The organism is Streptomyces sp. AA4, assembly GCF_000158875.1.
In the GTDB taxonomy this organism is placed as follows: Bacteria; Actinomycetota; Actinomycetes; order Mycobacteriales; family Pseudonocardiaceae; genus Amycolatopsis.
In genome coordinates, this window is sequence record NZ_GG657746.1 from 2,093,948 (window position 1) to 2,108,875 (window position 14,928).

Annotated in this window: 15 protein-coding genes and 2 pseudogenes; 11 read left to right on the plus strand and 6 right to left on the minus strand. The window is 71.3% G+C overall.

Going from position 1 to position 14,928, the window contains the following annotated elements; genetic code table 11:
• Positions 1-9: 9 nt before the first annotated feature.
• Together SSMG_RS09840 and SSMG_RS09845 are read left to right on the plus strand one after the other, a co-directional pair.
• Positions 10-1,104 (plus strand): FAD-dependent monooxygenase, encoded by a 1,095-nt coding sequence (locus tag SSMG_RS09840; protein WP_037713144.1) that lies wholly within the window; start codon positions 10-12, stop codon positions 1,102-1,104.
• Between the two features lie 27 nt (positions 1,105-1,131).
• Positions 1,132-1,593 carry a YbjQ family protein gene (locus SSMG_RS09845; RefSeq protein WP_009075230.1) on the plus strand — a complete coding sequence of 154 codons (462 nt, stop codon included), beginning with the start codon at positions 1,132-1,134 and terminating at the stop codon, positions 1,591-1,593.
• A gap of 111 nt (positions 1,594-1,704) precedes the next feature.
• Here the strand turns inward: SSMG_RS09845 and SSMG_RS09850 are convergent, their stop codons facing one another.
• Complete coding sequence (locus SSMG_RS09850; protein WP_009075231.1) at positions 1,705-3,501, minus strand: long-chain fatty acid--CoA ligase; 1,797 nt, start codon at positions 3,499-3,501, stop codon at positions 1,705-1,707.
• A gap of 112 nt (positions 3,502-3,613) precedes the next feature.
• Between SSMG_RS09850 and SSMG_RS09855 the strand changes: the two genes are divergently transcribed.
• The 8 genes and pseudogenes from SSMG_RS09855 to SSMG_RS46765 form a co-directional block, all read left to right on the plus strand.
• On the plus strand, positions 3,614-4,024 hold the full coding sequence (locus SSMG_RS09855) for a hypothetical protein (RefSeq protein ID WP_009075233.1): 411 nt from the start codon (positions 3,614-3,616) through the stop codon (positions 4,022-4,024).
• 9 nt (positions 4,025-4,033) lie between these two features.
• Positions 4,034-4,828, plus strand: coding sequence for a metallophosphoesterase (locus tag SSMG_RS09860; protein ID WP_009075235.1), 795 nt, complete (start codon positions 4,034-4,036; stop codon positions 4,826-4,828).
• Positions 4,829-4,855: 27 nt separating this feature from the next.
• Positions 4,856-5,293 (plus strand): SRPBCC family protein, encoded by a 438-nt coding sequence (locus tag SSMG_RS09865; RefSeq protein ID WP_009075237.1) that lies wholly within the window; start codon positions 4,856-4,858, stop codon positions 5,291-5,293.
• Positions 5,294-6,451, plus strand: coding sequence for an ArsA family ATPase (locus SSMG_RS09870; RefSeq protein ID WP_009075239.1), 1,158 nt, complete (start codon positions 5,294-5,296; stop codon positions 6,449-6,451).
• The gene (locus tag SSMG_RS09875; RefSeq protein WP_037713145.1) at positions 6,448-6,906 is read left to right on the plus strand and encodes a hypothetical protein; all 459 of its coding nucleotides are present in this window, start codon (positions 6,448-6,450) and stop codon (positions 6,904-6,906) included. The genes SSMG_RS09870 and SSMG_RS09875 overlap by 4 nt, the downstream gene beginning before the upstream one ends.
• Positions 6,907-7,848 carry an ROK family protein gene (locus tag SSMG_RS09880; protein WP_009075243.1) on the plus strand — a complete coding sequence of 314 codons (942 nt, stop codon included), beginning with the start codon at positions 6,907-6,909 and terminating at the stop codon, positions 7,846-7,848.
• A 303-nt stretch (positions 7,849-8,151) separates the two neighbouring features.
• Positions 8,152-8,535, plus strand: a pseudogene (locus SSMG_RS46760) (NUDIX domain-containing protein); the annotation flags it as partial.
• A 93-nt stretch (positions 8,536-8,628) separates the two neighbouring features.
• Positions 8,629-8,983 (plus strand): annotated as a pseudogene (locus SSMG_RS46765) (NTP pyrophosphohydrolase); the annotation flags it as partial.
• 1,507 nt (positions 8,984-10,490) lie between these two features.
• Here SSMG_RS46765 and SSMG_RS09890 read toward each other — a convergent pair.
• Positions 10,491-11,279: an oxidoreductase gene (locus SSMG_RS09890; protein WP_009075247.1), complete on the minus strand. Its 789-nt coding sequence runs from the start codon at positions 11,277-11,279 to the stop codon at positions 10,491-10,493.
• A 107-nt stretch (positions 11,280-11,386) separates the two neighbouring features.
• Here SSMG_RS09890 and SSMG_RS09895 point away from each other — a divergent pair, with 107 nt between their 5' ends.
• Positions 11,387-11,953, plus strand: coding sequence for a TetR/AcrR family transcriptional regulator (locus SSMG_RS09895; RefSeq protein ID WP_037713150.1), 567 nt, complete (start codon positions 11,387-11,389; stop codon positions 11,951-11,953).
• Here the strand turns inward: SSMG_RS09895 and SSMG_RS09900 are convergent.
• Genes SSMG_RS09900 through SSMG_RS09915 form a run of 4 tightly spaced genes read right to left on the minus strand, consistent with a single transcriptional unit; the run spans position 11,950 to position 14,889 of the window.
• Complete coding sequence (locus tag SSMG_RS09900; RefSeq protein WP_009075251.1) at positions 11,950-12,405, minus strand: YdeI/OmpD-associated family protein; 456 nt, start codon at positions 12,403-12,405, stop codon at positions 11,950-11,952. The two genes, SSMG_RS09895 and SSMG_RS09900, sit on opposite strands and share 4 nt — an antisense overlap.
• Before the next feature lie 18 nt (positions 12,406-12,423).
• The gene (locus SSMG_RS09905; protein WP_009075252.1) at positions 12,424-13,563 is read right to left on the minus strand and encodes a glutamate--cysteine ligase; all 1,140 of its coding nucleotides are present in this window, start codon (positions 13,561-13,563) and stop codon (positions 12,424-12,426) included.
• Between the two features lie 10 nt (positions 13,564-13,573).
• Positions 13,574-14,125, minus strand: coding sequence for a hypothetical protein (locus tag SSMG_RS09910; protein ID WP_009075254.1), 552 nt, complete (start codon positions 14,123-14,125; stop codon positions 13,574-13,576).
• Complete coding sequence (locus SSMG_RS09915) at positions 14,122-14,889, minus strand: carboxylesterase (RefSeq protein ID WP_037713153.1); 768 nt, start codon at positions 14,887-14,889, stop codon at positions 14,122-14,124. The genes SSMG_RS09910 and SSMG_RS09915 overlap by 4 nt, the downstream gene beginning before the upstream one ends.
• Positions 14,890-14,928: the final 39 nt, after the last annotated feature.

The window sequence follows — 14,928 nt, forward strand, 5'->3', positions numbered from 1 at the left end:
GGGGGCGCGATGCGGGTATTGATCGCCGGCGGCGGAGTCGCGGGCACGGTCACGGCGATGGCGCTGCACCTCGCCGGGCACGAGCCGGTGGTGTACGAGGCGCATCCCAGCGGGGGAGCGGACGCGGGCGCGTTCCTCGTCGTGATGCACAACGGCATGAACGCGTTGCGCGCGATCGACGCCGACCGCCCGGTGATCGAAGCGTCCTTCGCCTCGACCGGGATGGAAGTCGTCGGCCCGGACGGAGCCACGCTCGGCGCACACGAATTCGACCGCGACCTCGACGGCCCGCGCACCCTCACTCGCGCCGCGCTTTACCGTGCGCTGCAACAGGAAGCGGAACGCCGCGGCATCCAGATCGTCCACGGCAAACGGTTGGTTTCCGCCACTAAGGGCGGCACCGCGACTTTCCAGGACGGCACCACCGCGTCCGGCGATGTGCTCGTCGGCGCGGACGGCCTGCATTCCGTCGTCCGCACGCTCATCGACCCGCAGGCCGAACCGCCGCGCTTCACCGGCCTGACCGTGGTTTACGGCTACACGCGTGCCGAAGGACTTCCTCCCGCGCCCGGCCTCTACCGGATGTTCCGCGGCAGCCGCGCCGCGTTCGGCTACACCACCGATCCCGACGGCGCGACGTACTGGTTCGCCCGCGTGCCGGACGCGGAGCGCACGCGGACCGAGATCGCCGCCGTCACCCCGGAAGGCTGGCGCGAGTTCGCCCGCGCCGCCTTCGCGGACGACCCGCTGCCGTGCGCCGCGATCGTGGCCGCGACCGGCGACGACGTGCACGGCGGCCACTCCTACGACCTGCCGACCACTCGCCGGTGGTCGACGTCGTCGATGGTGCTGGCCGGAGACGCCGCGCACGCGGCGTCCCCCGCGGCCGGGCAAGGCGCGTCGATGGCGCTGGAAGACGCGGTGGTGCTCGGCCAGTGCCTGCGCGATCTGCCGGACGCGCCCGCCGCGTTCGCGGCCTACGACCGGTTGCGCCGCGCCCGGGTCGAGAAGCTCGTGGCGGCCAGCGCGGGGCAGGACGTCGGGGAAGAGCGAGGGTGGGCATACCGGCATCATCTGGACTGGACCGCGCGAATCACAGCGTGAGCGGCTCGCCGACGATACGATCCGCGCATGACTCAAGCCGCGCCACCGCAGCAGTTCCCGATCCTGCTGTCGACGATGAACGATCTGCCCGGGTACCGCGTAGTCCGCGTGTTCGGCGAGGTCTTCGGGCTCACTGTCCGCAGCCGCAACATGTTCTCCAACATCGGTTCCGGGTTCAAGGCGATGGGAGGCGGCGAGCTGAAGGGCCTCACGAAGCTGCTGTCCGACTCGCGCCACGAAGCCCTTTTCCGGCTGTGCCAGGAGGCCATGCAGCACGGGGCCAACGCGGTGCTCGCGCTGCGTTTCGACTGCAACGAAATCGCTGGCACGGCCAGTGAAATCGCCGCGTACGGCACCGCGGTGTACGTGGTCCCGGACGGCGCTCAGCAGCAGCAACAGCAGGCCCCGCAACAGCAGCAGGCCGCCCCGCCGCAGCAGTACGCGCAGGCGCCGCAGCAGCAGTACCAGGCACAGCCGCCGCAGGCCTGAGCCCTCGACAGAGTTGCCCGTGCGTCCAGCCGTTCGGCGGACGCACGGGCAACTGGTCGTTTCCGTTGCGGTGCCGGGAAACCGGGAAGGCGGCCGCCTCCCCGTCCCGCGTCACTTCCGGTACAGCGCCTCGATGTCGGACGCGTAGTTCTTGTTCACCACGTTCCGCTTCAGCTTCAGGCTCGGCGTGATCTCGCCGCCCGCCTCGGTGAAGTCGTTGGCCAGCACGGTGAACTTCTTGATCGCCTCCGCGTGCGACACCTGCTTGTTCGCCTCGTCGACCGCCGCCTGGATCTCCGCGCGCAGGTCGGCGTCCTCGGCCAGTTCCGACACCGTCGCCGAGTCCGGCTTGCCGTGCTGGGACTTCCAGGCCGGGAAGTACTCCTCGTCGATCGTCACCAGCGCGGCGATGAACGGGCGCTGGTCGCCGACCACCATCACCTGGCTCACCAGCGGCGAGGCCTTGATGGTGTCCTCGAGCCCGGACGGGGCGACGTTCTTGCCGCCCGCGGTCACGATGATCTCCTTCTTGCGGCCGGTGATCTTGAGGAAGCCTTCGGAGTCCAGTTCGCCGAGGTCGCCGGTGTGGAACCAGCCGTCGGTGAGGGCTTCCGCGGTCGCTTCGGGGTTGTTGTAGTACCGGCCGAACACGACGTCGCCCTTCAGCAGGACCTCGCCGTCCTCGGCGATGCGCACCGAGGTGCCCGCGACCGGACGCCCGACGGTGCCGACGCGGAACGCCGCGCTGGTGTTCACGTTCGCCGCCGCGGAAGTCTCGGTGAGGCCGTAGCCCTCGAACACCGGCACGCCGATGCCGCGGAAGAAGTGCGCCAGCCGCGCGCCCAGCGGGGCCCCGCCGGACACCGCGGCGATGCACCGGCCGCCCAGCGCGGCGCGGAGCTTGCCGTACACCAGCTTGTCGAACACCAGGTGCTTCGCGCGCAGGCCGAGCCCGGCGCCGCCCTTTTCCTGCGCCTCGCTGTACGCGACCGCGGTGGCCTCGGCGGCGTCGAAGATCTTGCCCTTGCCGTCGGCGTGCGCCTTCTGCTTGGCGGTGTTGTAGACCTTCTCGAACACGCGCGGCACGGCGACCACGAACGTCGGCCGGAAGGTGCCGAGGTCGGGGACCAGGTTCTTCACGTCCGGCGTGTGGCCGAGGGTGACGCGGGCGGTGAGCGCGGTGATCGCGATCGCGCGGGCGAGGATGTGCGCCAGCGGCAGGAAGCACAGCAGCGAGTTGCCCTGCTCCATCAGCTCGGGGAAGGCCTCGATGTCCGCGCGGATCTCGGCGAGCAGGTTCCGGTGGGTCAGCTCGACGCCCTTGGGCCGCCCGGTGGTGCCCGAGGTGTAGACGATGGTGGCCGTCTCGTTCGCGGTGACGCTCCGGCGGCGGGTGTGCAGGTCCTCGTCGGACACCTCGGCGCCGAGCGCGGTCAGCCGGTCGATCGCGGGGGAGTCGCCCTCGATCTGCCAGGTGTGCTCCAGCGTGCTGAGCCGCCCGCTGATCTCCTCGACCGCTTTCCGGTGCGCGCCGGTCTCCACGACGACGGCCTTGGCCGCCGAGTCGGAGAGGATCCAGTACACCTGTTCGGGCGAGGACGTTTCGTAGATCGGCACGGTCACCGCGCCGGCGGCCCAGATCGCGAAGTCGACCAGCGTCCACTCGTACCGGGTCTTCGACATCAGCGCGACCCGGTCGCCGTGCCCCACGCCCGCCGCGATCAGGCCCTTGGCCACGGCCGCGACCTGGTCGGCGAAGTCCTTCGCGGTGACGTCGAGCCAGGTGCCCTCGACCTGCCGCCGGAAGCTGACCACGTCGGAGAACCGCTCCGCGTTCGCCCAGACGACATCGGCCAGGTTCTCGTCGTCGGTCACCGGTTTCCCGGCGGGGGCGCTGTATTCGCGCACGTGGACCTCCGTGTTCGACGCGTGCGGTTACCCGCCAGTCAACTTAGCGTGCCGTAGACCTTAAGACCAGGCTGGCACGGGGCGCGCGGCGAGGTCGTGACATCGTGTCCGGGTGCACGAACAGCCAGCTCTCGATCTTGTCGACGAGACCTTCCTCGTCGTGCCGCCGTCCACCGTCGCGGCGGCCTTCGCCGACCCCCGCTCGTGGCGCCGGTACTGGCCGGACCTCGAATTGCGGGTCTACACCGACCGGGGGGACAAGGGCCTGCGCTGGACCGTCACGGGCGCCTTGATCGGTACCATGGAGGTCTGGCTGGAACCCGTTCTCGACGGCACCGTGCTGCACTACTTCCTCCGGGCCACGCCTGCCGGTCCCGGCGGCGTCCCGCGCGAGCTGAGCCCGCGCGAACTGCGCCGCGAATTCGACTGGCGGGCGCGCGCGGCGAAGGACGTGGCGCTGGGGCTGAAGGAGATCCTCGAGGACGGGCGCGAGCCGGGGGTTCCGCCCCGGACCGTCGAGTAGGAGGCTCTTGTGCGGGTTCACGTCGTTTCGGACGTGCACGGCAACGCCGACGCGCTGAAGCGGGCGGGGGACGGGGCGGACGCGCTGGTCGTGCTCGGCGACCTGCTCGACTTCGTCGACTACCACGACCACGACAAAGGCATCATGGGCGTGCTGTTCGGCGCGGAGAAGGTCGGCGAGTTCGCCCGCCTGCGCCGTGAAGGCACCAGGGACGAGACGGTCGCCTACTCGCGCACGCTGTGGGCCACTCTGGACGATCCGGCGGCCGCGGTCGACGAAGCGGTCCGGGAGCAGTACTCCACGTTGTTCGCTTCGATGACCGCGCCGACGTACGCGATCCCCGGCAATGTCGACGCGCCGTCGGCGTGGCCGGAGTTCGCCGGCGAGGGCGTGCACCTGGTCGACGGCGAGGTGGTGACCATCGGCGGCCTGCGGTTCGGCTTCGCCGGCGGCGCGGTGCTGCCGGACGGCGTGCTCCCGCGTCCGCGCAAGGGCGCGGCGTGGCGGCCGTACCTGCGGGCGCGCGAGGAGTTCGACGCGGCGGTGTCGCTGCTGGACGAGGTCGACGTCCTCTGCACGCACATCCCGCCCGCGGTGCCCGAGCTGACCTACGACGTGGTCGCGCGCCGCGCCGAACTCGGGTCGAAGGCGCTGGTCGACCTGATCCTGCGGCAGCGTCCGCGCTGGTCGGTGTTCGGGCACGTGCACCAGCCGCTGGCCGCGCGGCGCCGGGTCGGGCACACCGAGTGCCGTAACGTAGGTCACTTCAAGGAGACCGGGCAGCCCTACGTGCTGCGCTGGTGACTGTGCTGTCCGGCTACGCTTCGTCCCATGGCCGAGCAGTCCACGCAGTCCATCGAGGTCGACGCCGAGCCCGCGCGGGTCATGTCGGTGATCTCCGATTTCCCCGCGTACCCGGAGTGGGCCAAGGCGGTCCGCGAGACCGAGGTGCTCGCGACCGACGACTCGGGCCGGGCGAAACAGGTGAAGCTCACCCTCGACGCCGGGCCGATCAAGGACGTGTACACGCTCGAGTACGACTGGGACGACAACGGTCTCGGCGTCAGCTGGCACCTGGTCAAGGGCCAGATGCAGAAGGCGCAGAACGGCCGGTACGCGCTCGAGCCGCTCGGCGGCGGGCGCACCCGCGTCACCTACACGCTGTCGGTCGAGCTGGCGCTGCCGATGATCGGGCTGCTGCGGCGCAAGGCGGAGAAGATGGTCATGGACACCGCGCTCAAGGAGCTCAAGCGCAGGGCCGAGGGCTAGATGCGCATCCTGCTGTTCACCGGCAAGGGGGGTGTCGGGAAGACGACGCTCGCCGCGGCTACCGCTGCCGCGCTCGCCGGCCGCGGCAGGAAGACGCTCGTGGTGTCCACCGACCCGGCGCATTCGCTCGGCGACGCGTTCGGCACCCCGCTCGGCGGCGAACCCTCCGAAGTGGACCTCCGCCGCGACGGCACGCCGGCCGGGCTGTGGGCGGCGCAGGTGGACTCGCGGGCGCTGGCCGACCGCACCTGGCACGAGCTGCGCGGCGAACTGCGGAAAGTGCTGGCCGGAGCCGGTCTGGACATCCTGGACGCGGAAGAGCTGACCGTGCTGCCGGGCGTCGACGAGCTGCTCGCGCTGAGCGAGGTGCGGCGGCTTGCTTCGCAGGGGCCGTGGGACACCGTGGTGGTCGACTGCGGTCCGACCGCGGAAACGCTGCGGCTGCTTTCGCTGCCGGAAGCCGTGTCGGGTTATTTGGGCCGGGTGTTCGGCAACCGCCGGGTCGCGGCTTCGGTGCGGAAGCTCGGCGCGCATCTCGACGCGCTGCGCGAGCTGCTCACTGACCCGCGCGTGACGACCGTGCGGCTGGTGCTGACCCCGGAACGAGTGGTGGTCGCCGAGGCCCGGCGCACGCTCACGTCGCTGGCGCTGCGCGGCATCGCGGTCGACGGCCTGATCGCCAACCGGCTCATGCCCGCGCCCGGATTCTGGCGCGGTTCGGCGGCGAAATGGCTGCGCACGCGGCGCGAGCAGCAGGACGCGGTGCTGGCGGAACTGGCCGAGGCCGGGTTCGGCCCCGGCGAGCTGGCCCGCGTCGAGCACCGGGCGAGCGAACCGGTGGGCGCCGAAGCGCTCGCGGAACTGGCCCGCGAGCTGTACGGCGGCCGGGATCCGTTGTCCGGCAACGGAAAACCGGTCACGCCGCTGCTGTCGGTCGCTGCCGACGGGGACGGCTTCCGGCTGCGGGTCGCGCTCCCGCTGGACCGGGATTCGGCGGTCGACCTCGCCCGCGTGGACGACGACCTGGCGATCACCGTCGACGGGTTCCGCCGCCTGGTCGCCCTGCCCGAGACGCTGCGCCCGTGCCGGATCACCGGCGCGGAATCCGATGCCGACGGCCTGGTGGTCAGCCTGGTCGGGAACCGGGGACCCGGGTGAGCGAAGAACACAGCGACGCCGACGGCCTGAAGCTGGCCGAGGAGATCCGGCTGCTGGTCGAGATGGTGCTCGAACGCGCCGCGCCGTGGCTGGAAGGGGTGCTGGCCGCCGGGCACGGTTCGCCGGAGGAACCGGGCGCGTCCGATGTGGAGGACAGCACTTCGGGATGCGGGTGGTGCCCGCTGTGTGCGATCGTCGCCGTCGTGCGCGGCGAGCGGCCGGAGTTCGTGGCCCGGGTTCTCGAACAGGCGGCCCAGCTCGTCGCGTTGCTGCGGGCGGTGCTCGCGGACCGCTGGGAGCCGGAGGAGGGCGTGCACATGCCCGGGTTCCGGCCCGCCGCGCATCCGCCCGCGACCGCCGCGGCGGCGGCGTCTTCGTCTTCGGAGCCGTCGTCGCGGGTCCAGCACATCGCCGTCCGCAAGCGCGCGGACTGGCAGCCGGAGCGGGAGAACTGATTGCTGACCGTAGGGGTGGACGTCGGCGGCACCAGCGTGCGCGCCGGCGTCGTGGACGAGCGCGGCTCGCTGCTGGACACGGCGCGCGTCGGGACGCCGAGCGAGGAGAGCGCCCTCGAGGACGCCATCGCCGGGGTCGTCGAGGATCTGCGCAACCGGCACGACGTCGCCGCGGTCGGCCTCGCGGTGGCGGGCTTCGTGGCCCGGGATCGCCGCACGGTGATGTTCGCGCCGCATTTGGCCTGGCGCAACGCCCCGGTCGCGGACCGGATCGCCAAGCGGGTCGGCCTGTCGGTGACGCTGGAGCACGACGTCAATTCGGCGGTCGTGGCCGAACACCGCTTCGGCGCCGCGCGCGGCGCCGGGGTGGCTGCCCTGGTCGCGCTAGGCACCGGCATCGGCGCGGGCTTGCTGCTGGACGGCGAGATTTACCGCGGAGCCCACGGAGTCGCCCCGGAACTGGGCCACCTCACCGTGGTGCGCGACGGCCGCGCGTGCCCGTGCGGCAAGTACGGCTGCTGGGAGCGCTACTGCAGCGGAACAGCTTTGGCCGCGACCGCGGTCGAGCTGCTGGCGCGGTACCCCGGCCGTTCCACCGTGCTGTCCCGGGAAATCGCCGGCGACCCCGGCTCGGTCACCGGCCGCCGAGTGGCCCGCGCGGCCCGCGACGGCGACCCGATCGCCTTGCGCGCCATGGCCGAGCTGGCGAAATGGCTGGGCGAGGGCTTGGCGCTGGTGGCGGACGTCTTCGACCCGGAGATCATCGTGATCGGCGGGGGAGTGTCGGAATCCGCGCCGCTGTTCCTGGACGAGGCGCGGGAGCATTACTCCGGGGCGATCACGGGTGCGCGGCACCGCCCGTTGGCGCGGATCCGCACGGCGCATCTGGGGGATGACACCGCGATCGTCGGGGCGGCTGCGTTGGCGATGGACACGTTGTGAGTGTTGGTGCCGGTGAGAACTGGCGGCGGTGCGCACAAGGGGCTCTCGGCGGGATGAACGCGCCCGAGGCGCGGGGCTGGTCGTTGCCGCGGATTCGGACGGTTGCGTTGGCGATGGACACGTTGTGAGCGGCTGCGCCGGTGAGAACCGGCGGGCACGACGGGGTGTCGGCGGGATGGATGCGCGCGAGGTGCGGTGCTGGCCGTTGGCGCGGATCCGAGAACCGGCGTCGGCGGGCACGAGGGGTTCTCACCGGGATTAACACGCACGAGGTTCTGTGGAAGGCTGGGCCGGGTGACGCCCATGACCGCCAACCGCTTCGTGCGGTGTTCTTGCGGCAGGCAGCACTGGGGCGCGTTCGGTGCGGCCGGACTGTTGTTGTGTGATCCCAGCCGAGGCGTGCTCTTGCAGCGGCGTGCGTGGTGGGTGCACAACGGCGGTACCTGGGCCTTGCCCGGCGGTGCGCTCGAAGCCGGCGAGACGGTGCACGAGGCCGCTGCCCGCGAGGCGTGGGAGGAAGCCGCGATCCCCGCGTCCGCGTTCCGCGCGATGTCCGCTTCGGTGCTGGACCACGGCGAATGGCAGTACACGACCGTGCTCGGGCTGGCCGACAGCGCCCTGCAGGCCACGGTCGCGAACGAGGAAAGCGCCGAGATGCGCTGGGTCCCGCCGGACGAGGTCGCCGCGCTCGACCTGCACCGCGATTTCGCCCTCGCCTGGCCGGTGCTGCGCGAGCAGCTGGGCCGCGAACTGGTCCTGGTGGTCGACGCCGCGAACGTGATGGGCTCCCGCCCCGACGGCTGGTGGCGCGACCGGCACGGCGCCGCGGAACGGCTGCGCGACCAGCTGACCGCCCCCGCCGAACACGGCCTGCGCGACGACGTGACCGGCATCGGCGCGGGCCCGGCGTGGTCCTGGTGGCCCCGGGTGGTGCTGGTGGTCGAGGGCAAGGCCCGGGGAGTGGAACCGATCCCGGGCGTCGAGGTCGTCGCAGCGGAGACCGACGGCGATTCGAAAATCGTCGAGGTCACCGCTGCCGCCAGGGAACGCCTTTTTTTACTACGTCGTGGTGGTGACGGCCGACCGCGAACTACGCGGCCGAGTCGGGGCTCTCGGCGCACGGGTGCTGGGGCCGGGGACGTTGTTGCGGGAGCTGGGTTTTCTGAGCGGTCCAGCGTGCTCGAGTCGGGGCTTGTGGCGCGGGTGTTGGGGCTGGGGATGTTGTTGTTTGTAGCTGGGCGGCTGAGCGTTCCTTCGTGGTCGAGTCGGGGCTTGTGGCGCGGGTGTTGGGGCTGGGGGATGTTGTTGCGGGAGCTGGGCGGCTGAGCGGTCCAGCGTGGTCGAGTCGGGGCTTGTGGCGCGGGTGTTGGGGCTGGGGATGTTGTTGCGGGAGCTGGGCGGCTGAGCGGTCCAGCGTGGTCGAGTCGGGGCTTGTGGCGCGGGTGTTGGGGCTGGGGATGTTGTTGCGGGAGCTGGGCGGCTGAGCGGTCCAGCGTGGTCGAGTCGGGGCTTGTGGCGCGGGTGTTGGGGCTGGGGATGTTGTTGCGGGAGCTGGGCGGCTGAGCGGTCCAGCGTGGTCGAGTCGGGGCTTGTGGCGCGGGTGTTGGGGCTGGGGATGTTGTTGCGGGAGCTGGGCGGCTGAGCGGTCCAGCGTGGTCGAGTCGGGGCTTGTGGCGCGGGTGTTGGGGCTGGGGACGTTGTTGCGGGAGCTGGGCGGCTGAGCGGTCCAGCGTGGTCGAGTCGGGGCTTGTGGCGCGGGTGTTGGGGCTGGGGATGTTGTTGCGGGAGCTGGGCGGCTGAGCGGTCCAGCGTGGTCGAGTCGGGGCTTGTGGCGCGGGTGTTGGGGCTGGGGATGTTGTTGCGGGAGCTGGGCGGCTGAGCGGTCCAGCGTGGTCGAGTCGGGGCTTGTGGCGCGGGTGTTGGGGCTGGGGATGTTGTTGCGGGAGCTGGGCGGCTGAGCGGTCCAGCGTGGTCGAGTCGGGGCTTGTGGCGCGGGTGTTGGGGCTGGGGATGTTGTTGCGGGAGCTGGGCGGCTGAGCGGTCCAGCGTGGTCGAGTCGGGGCTTGTGGCGCGGGTGTTGGGGCTGGGGACGTTGTTGCGGGAGCTGGGCGGCTGAGCGGTCCAGCGTGGTCGAGTCGGGGCTTGTGGCGCGGGTGTTGGGGCTGGGGACGTTGTTGCGGGAGCTGGGCGGCTGAGCGGTCCAGCGTGGTCGAGTCGGGGAGGCTTGTGGCGCGGGTGTTGGGGCCTGGGGACGTTTGTCGCCGGAGCTGGGCGGCTGAGCGGACGTCGCTCAGCTTCGGCGGTCGAGTCGGGGCTTGTGGCGCGGGTGTTGGGGCTGGGGACGTTGTTGCGGGAGCTGGGCGGCTGAGCGGTCCAGCGTGGTCGAGTCGGGGCTTGTGGCGCGGGTGTTGGGGCTGGGGACGTTGTTGCGGGAGCTGGGCGGCTGAGCGGTCCAGCGTGGTCGAGTCGGGGCTTGTGGCGCGGGTGTTGGGGCTGGGGACGTTGTCGCCGGAGCTGGGCGGCTGAGCGGACGTCGCTCACCTTCGGCAGCCAGTTGGCGGGACCAGGCGGCGACGGATCACGAGCAGTGCACCCAGTTCGGCGATCCCGCCCCGCCAGCTCTCCGCGGCCCCCGTCAGTCGTCACACGGTCTTCACCGAACCCCCGTCCACCAGATGATCCGTGCCGGTGATGCTCGCGGCCACAGGCGACGCCAGGTACGCGATCAACGCAGCCACCTCGGCCGGTTCCACCAGTCGTCCGGTCAGCATTCCGGCACCGGCGGGCAGACCGGCCAGCAAATCCTTGTGCGACAACCCCATCGACGAAGCCAGTTCGGCACCGTAGCTGTCCGGACCTTCCCACAGCGCGGTGCGAACCGGGCCCGGCGAGACGGTGTTGACCCGTACTCCTCGCGGGCCGAACTCCTCCGCTAACGCCTTCCCGAACGCCGTCAGCGCGGCTTTCGCGGTGGTGTAAGCGATCGGGCCCGAATGCGGCATCCGCGCACCGTTCGAGGAAACCGTGACGATCGCGCCTCGCCGTTCGATCAGATGTGGCAGCGCGGCACGGGAAGCCCGGACCGCGGCGAGGAAATTCAGCTCCAGCAGGTCCGTCCACTGCTCGTCCGTGACCGACAGGAAACCGCCGGCCTGCCCGCTGGCATTGTCGCCGCCGCCGACGTTGTTCACCAGGACGTCCAAGCCGCCTAGTTCCGCGACGGCCTGGTCGATCAACCGTCCGGGGCCCTCCGCGGCGGAGAGGTCCACCGCGACCGGCACCGCGCCGGTTTCCTTCAGTTCCGGCGTGATCGTGCGGGCGGCGGCCACCACGCGCATCCCCTCGCCGATCAGCGCGGAGACCGTGGCGAGGCCGATTCCCCGGCTCGCTCCGGTGACGACGGCGGTCTTGCCGGTCAGCTGCAGGTCCATCGGAAATCCCCCAAAGTCGGGTCAAGGTCGATGCGACTAAGCTAGCAGTTGCAACACGAGTGTCGCAACTATGACTCGAGTAGCAACCATGGCGTAAACTGGGCAGCATGGAGAAACGGGCCCTGCGCGCGGACTCGGAACGGACGGCCCAGGCGATCCTCGAGGCGGCCGAACGCGTGCTCAGTGACAACCCGGCGGCGACGATGGAGCAGATCGCCGAGGCCGCGGGCGTCTCGCGCACCACCGTGCACCGCCGGTTCGCCAGCCGGGACGCGCTGGTGGACGCGATGACCCTCTGGGCGACCCAGCAGTTCCACGACGCGCTCGCCAGCGTCCGGCCCGACGTCACGCCTCCGCTGGTCGCGCTTTACCAGGTGACCGCGAAGGTGCTGAGCGTCAAGCTCCGCTGGGGATTCGCGATGAACGCGCATCCGGCGGAAGACGGCGTGCTGACCCCGGACGTGGTCGCCCAGTGCGACGTCTTCTTCCGGCGGCTGGAGGAAAGCGGCGCGCTGCGGCCCGGCGTCGACCTCGTCTGGGCGCGCCGCGTGTACTGCGCGCTCATCCACGAAGCAGCGCAGGACCAGGACTCCGCCGACCCGGACGTGCTGGCCACCCGAGTGGTCGACACGGTGCTCGGCGGCTTCGGCAAACCGGGCGTGACGATCAGCTAGGCCAGCCCGTCCCCGGCAAGCTCGGCGACGATCTTCGCGATCCGCCGTTCCCGGGTTTCGGCGCGCTTGGCCGAGGTGACGGCTTCGGCCCGTTCCCGTTGGGCGGTAAAGGAAAGCTTGTCGAACGCGGCCCGCGCGCCGGTCCGCCGCGCCAATGCCGACGCCAGGTCGTCCGGCAGTTCGACGGTCCGCTCGGCGAGGTCGGCTTCGAGCGTGACCTCGACCGTCTCCCCGGCGGCGACTCCGGCCGCCTCGCGGTTCGCCGCGCTGAGCGGCAGCATGAACTCGCCGGAGTAGACCGAGACGGTGCTGCGGTAGGTGTGCGGGCCGATCATCACCCGCACCTTCGGCCGCCGCCCCTGGTCGAGGGCCTCGACGACCTCGGCCGGGACCCGAAGGCCGGTGGCGGTTTTGCCGTTGAGCTCGACGAGCGTGCGGAACGTATGCGACATCGGTGCCTCCCGGCCCAGCTAAGCGTGTGGGACGCCGTCGCGCATCTCGGTGACCAAAGCGGCGACTACGGCCTTCAAGGACCCGTTGTACTGCTTCGCGACCGCCCGCTGCCGCTGATAGCTCGCGCCGACCTGGAGAATGTTCTCGACATCGCGCAGTTCGCGGACGCAGTCCAGCCGCTTGGCGACCGGTTCCAGCCGGTCCAGCACGTCGGCGAGGTCTTCGGTGACGAGGCGTTCGCGGCCGGCCGCGTCGAGGATGACGATCGCGTCCAGGCCGTAGCGGGCGGCGCGCCACTTGTTCTCCTGCACGTGCCACGGCGGCAGCGCCGGCAGCGTCTCGCCCTTGTCGAGGCGGGCGCTGAAATCGTCCACCAGGCACTGCGTGAACGCCGAAATCGCGCCGACCTCCTGCAGCGTCGGCAACCCGTCGCACACGCGCATTTCGATGGTGCCGAAATGCGGGGCCGGGCGGATGTCCCAGCGGATCTCGGAGAAATGGTCGATCACGCCGGTGGTGAACATGTCCTCGACGTAGCCCTCCAGCTCCGCCCACTCGCGGAACTGGAACGGCAGCCCGGCGGTCGGCAGCTGCTGGAACATCAGCGCCCGGTTCGAGGCGTACCCGGTGTCCTCTCCGGACCAGTACGGCGACGACGCGGACAGCGCCTGCAGGTGCGGCTCGTAGCGCAACAGCCCGTCGAGCACCGGCAGCACCTTGTCCCGGTGGTCGAGCCCGACGTGGACGTGCACGCCGTAGATCAGCATCTGCCTGCCCCACCACTGGGTGCGGTCGATCAGCTTGGCGTAGCGCTCCTTGTCGGTCACCTTCTGCCGGTACCACGAGGAAAACGGGTGCGAGCCAGCGGAGAACACCTCGACGCCCAGCGGGTCGGCGACCCGGTGCACCTCGTCGAGCGCCTCGGCGAGGTCGTGTTTCACCTCGCCGACCGTGCGGCAGACGCCGCTGACCACCTCGATCGTGTTGAGCAGCAGTTCCTGTTTGATCCGGGGATGCTCGGGCGCGCCGTCCGGGCGGACCGCGGCGAGGAGTTCCTCCGCGACCGACCGCAGTTCGCCGCTGCGCCGGTCCACCAGCGCGAGTTCCCATTCCGCGCCGACGGTGGAACGCCGGGACGCCTGGAAGTCGATCCGCATGCCCGTCCGGTCAGACCTGGGCGCCGTTGCTGGGGTCCGCGCCCGGCGGCGGGCCCTGGCGCACGCGCAGCAGGAGCAGCGCGATGCCGGTGGCGAGCGAGAGGATGCCGAGCGGCGTGGCGAGCGCGGGACCGACCCCGATGAGGTTCGGCACGATCAGCAGCAGGAGCCCGACGACGAAGAACAGCAGCACGACGAACGCGCCCTTGCGCCAGCGCGGCAGCGGCGGGGGCTCCGGCGGCACGTAGTGCTCGTCGTCCTCGGCCGGGTCGCCGGAGAACATCGTGGTGTCCCAGTCGGCGCCGCCGGTGCGCCAGCCTTCCGAAGACGACACAGAAGGGGGCGCGGCCGGCGGCGCGGCAGGAGCGGGCGGGTCCGCGGCGGGCTTCGGCCTGGCCTTGCCCGCTTCGGGTTCGGTTCCGGAGGGCGCGTCGGGTTCGGCGCCGGAGAACGGGTCCTCGTCCAGGAACACGCCCACGCCCTCGGCCCGGAGGTCGGCCACGATCTCGGCGAACGTGGCGTCGACGTCCTCGGGTCCGTCCGCGCCTTTCCCCCGGTTCATCCGGCACCCACCTGTCCCGCCCGCAGCTTCCGGGCGAAGTCGACACTGCGGCTGAAGATCAGTTCCGCGTCGTGGTCCTGCGTCGCGACGTGGAAGCTGTTCTCCAGCACCACCTCGGTCACGTCCGTGCTCGAGATGCTGTCCAGCACGATCTGCGAGTTCTCGGGTTCGACGACGTGGTCGACCCGCGAGTGCAGCAGCAGCACCGGCTGCGTCACCTTCGGCAGGTCGGCGCGCACGATCTTCCACAGCCGGGCGAGGCTCGCCGCGGCTCGCACCGGCGTGCGCGGATAGGCCAGTTCGACCTCGCCGGGCTTCGCGATGTCGTTGCCGATCGCGCGGATCGACGGGACCACCCGCGACAGCAGCGGCAGCACCTTGGCGTCCAGGCTCAGCCGCGTGACCGACGGGTTGACCAGCACGAGGCCGGAGATGTCCGCGCCGAATTCCTCGGCGAGGCGGAGGGTGAGCGTGCCGCCCATCGACATCCCGCCGACGAACACCTGGTCGCACTCCGCGCGCAGGGCCAGCAGCGCCTCGCGCACCGTTGCGTACCAGTCCTGCCAGGTCGTCCGGTTCAGCTCGCGCCAGTGCGTGCCGTGGCCGGGCAGCAGCGGGCAGCGCACCGCGAAGCCCTCGGCGGCCAGGTGCTCGCCCCAGGCGCGCATGCCGGCGGGCGTCGCGGTGAATCCGTGGCAGAGCAGGAAGCCGGCCCCGGAGGATCCCGGGTGGGAGAACGGTTCCGCGCCGGCGAGCACGCCCATCACGAACGCCCTTCCGAATCGAAGCGGTGGAGTCCTCCC

Coding starts and splice junctions, on each gene's coding strand:
- SSMG_RS09845 (WP_009075230.1), top strand. CDS start 1,132: ATGACTCAAGCCGCGCCACCGCAGCAGTTCCCGATCCTGCTGTCGACG.
- SSMG_RS09895 (WP_037713150.1), top strand. CDS start 11,387: ATGGAGAAACGGGCCCTGCGCGCGGACTCGGAACGGACGGCCCAGGCG.
- SSMG_RS09890 (WP_009075247.1), bottom strand. CDS start 11,279: ATGGACCTGCAGCTGACCGGCAAGACCGCCGTCGTCACCGGAGCGAGC.
- SSMG_RS09865 (WP_009075237.1), top strand. CDS start 4,856: ATGGCCGAGCAGTCCACGCAGTCCATCGAGGTCGACGCCGAGCCCGCG.
- SSMG_RS09915 (WP_037713153.1), bottom strand. CDS start 14,889: ATGGGCGTGCTCGCCGGCGCGGAACCGTTCTCCCACCCGGGATCCTCC.
- SSMG_RS09870 (WP_009075239.1), top strand. CDS start 5,294: ATGCGCATCCTGCTGTTCACCGGCAAGGGGGGTGTCGGGAAGACGACG.
- SSMG_RS09900 (WP_009075251.1), bottom strand. CDS start 12,405: ATGTCGCATACGTTCCGCACGCTCGTCGAGCTCAACGGCAAAACCGCC.
- SSMG_RS09840 (WP_037713144.1), top strand. CDS start 10: ATGCGGGTATTGATCGCCGGCGGCGGAGTCGCGGGCACGGTCACGGCG.
- SSMG_RS09910 (WP_009075254.1), bottom strand. CDS start 14,125: ATGAACCGGGGGAAAGGCGCGGACGGACCCGAGGACGTCGACGCCACG.
- SSMG_RS09905 (WP_009075252.1), bottom strand. CDS start 13,563: ATGCGGATCGACTTCCAGGCGTCCCGGCGTTCCACCGTCGGCGCGGAA.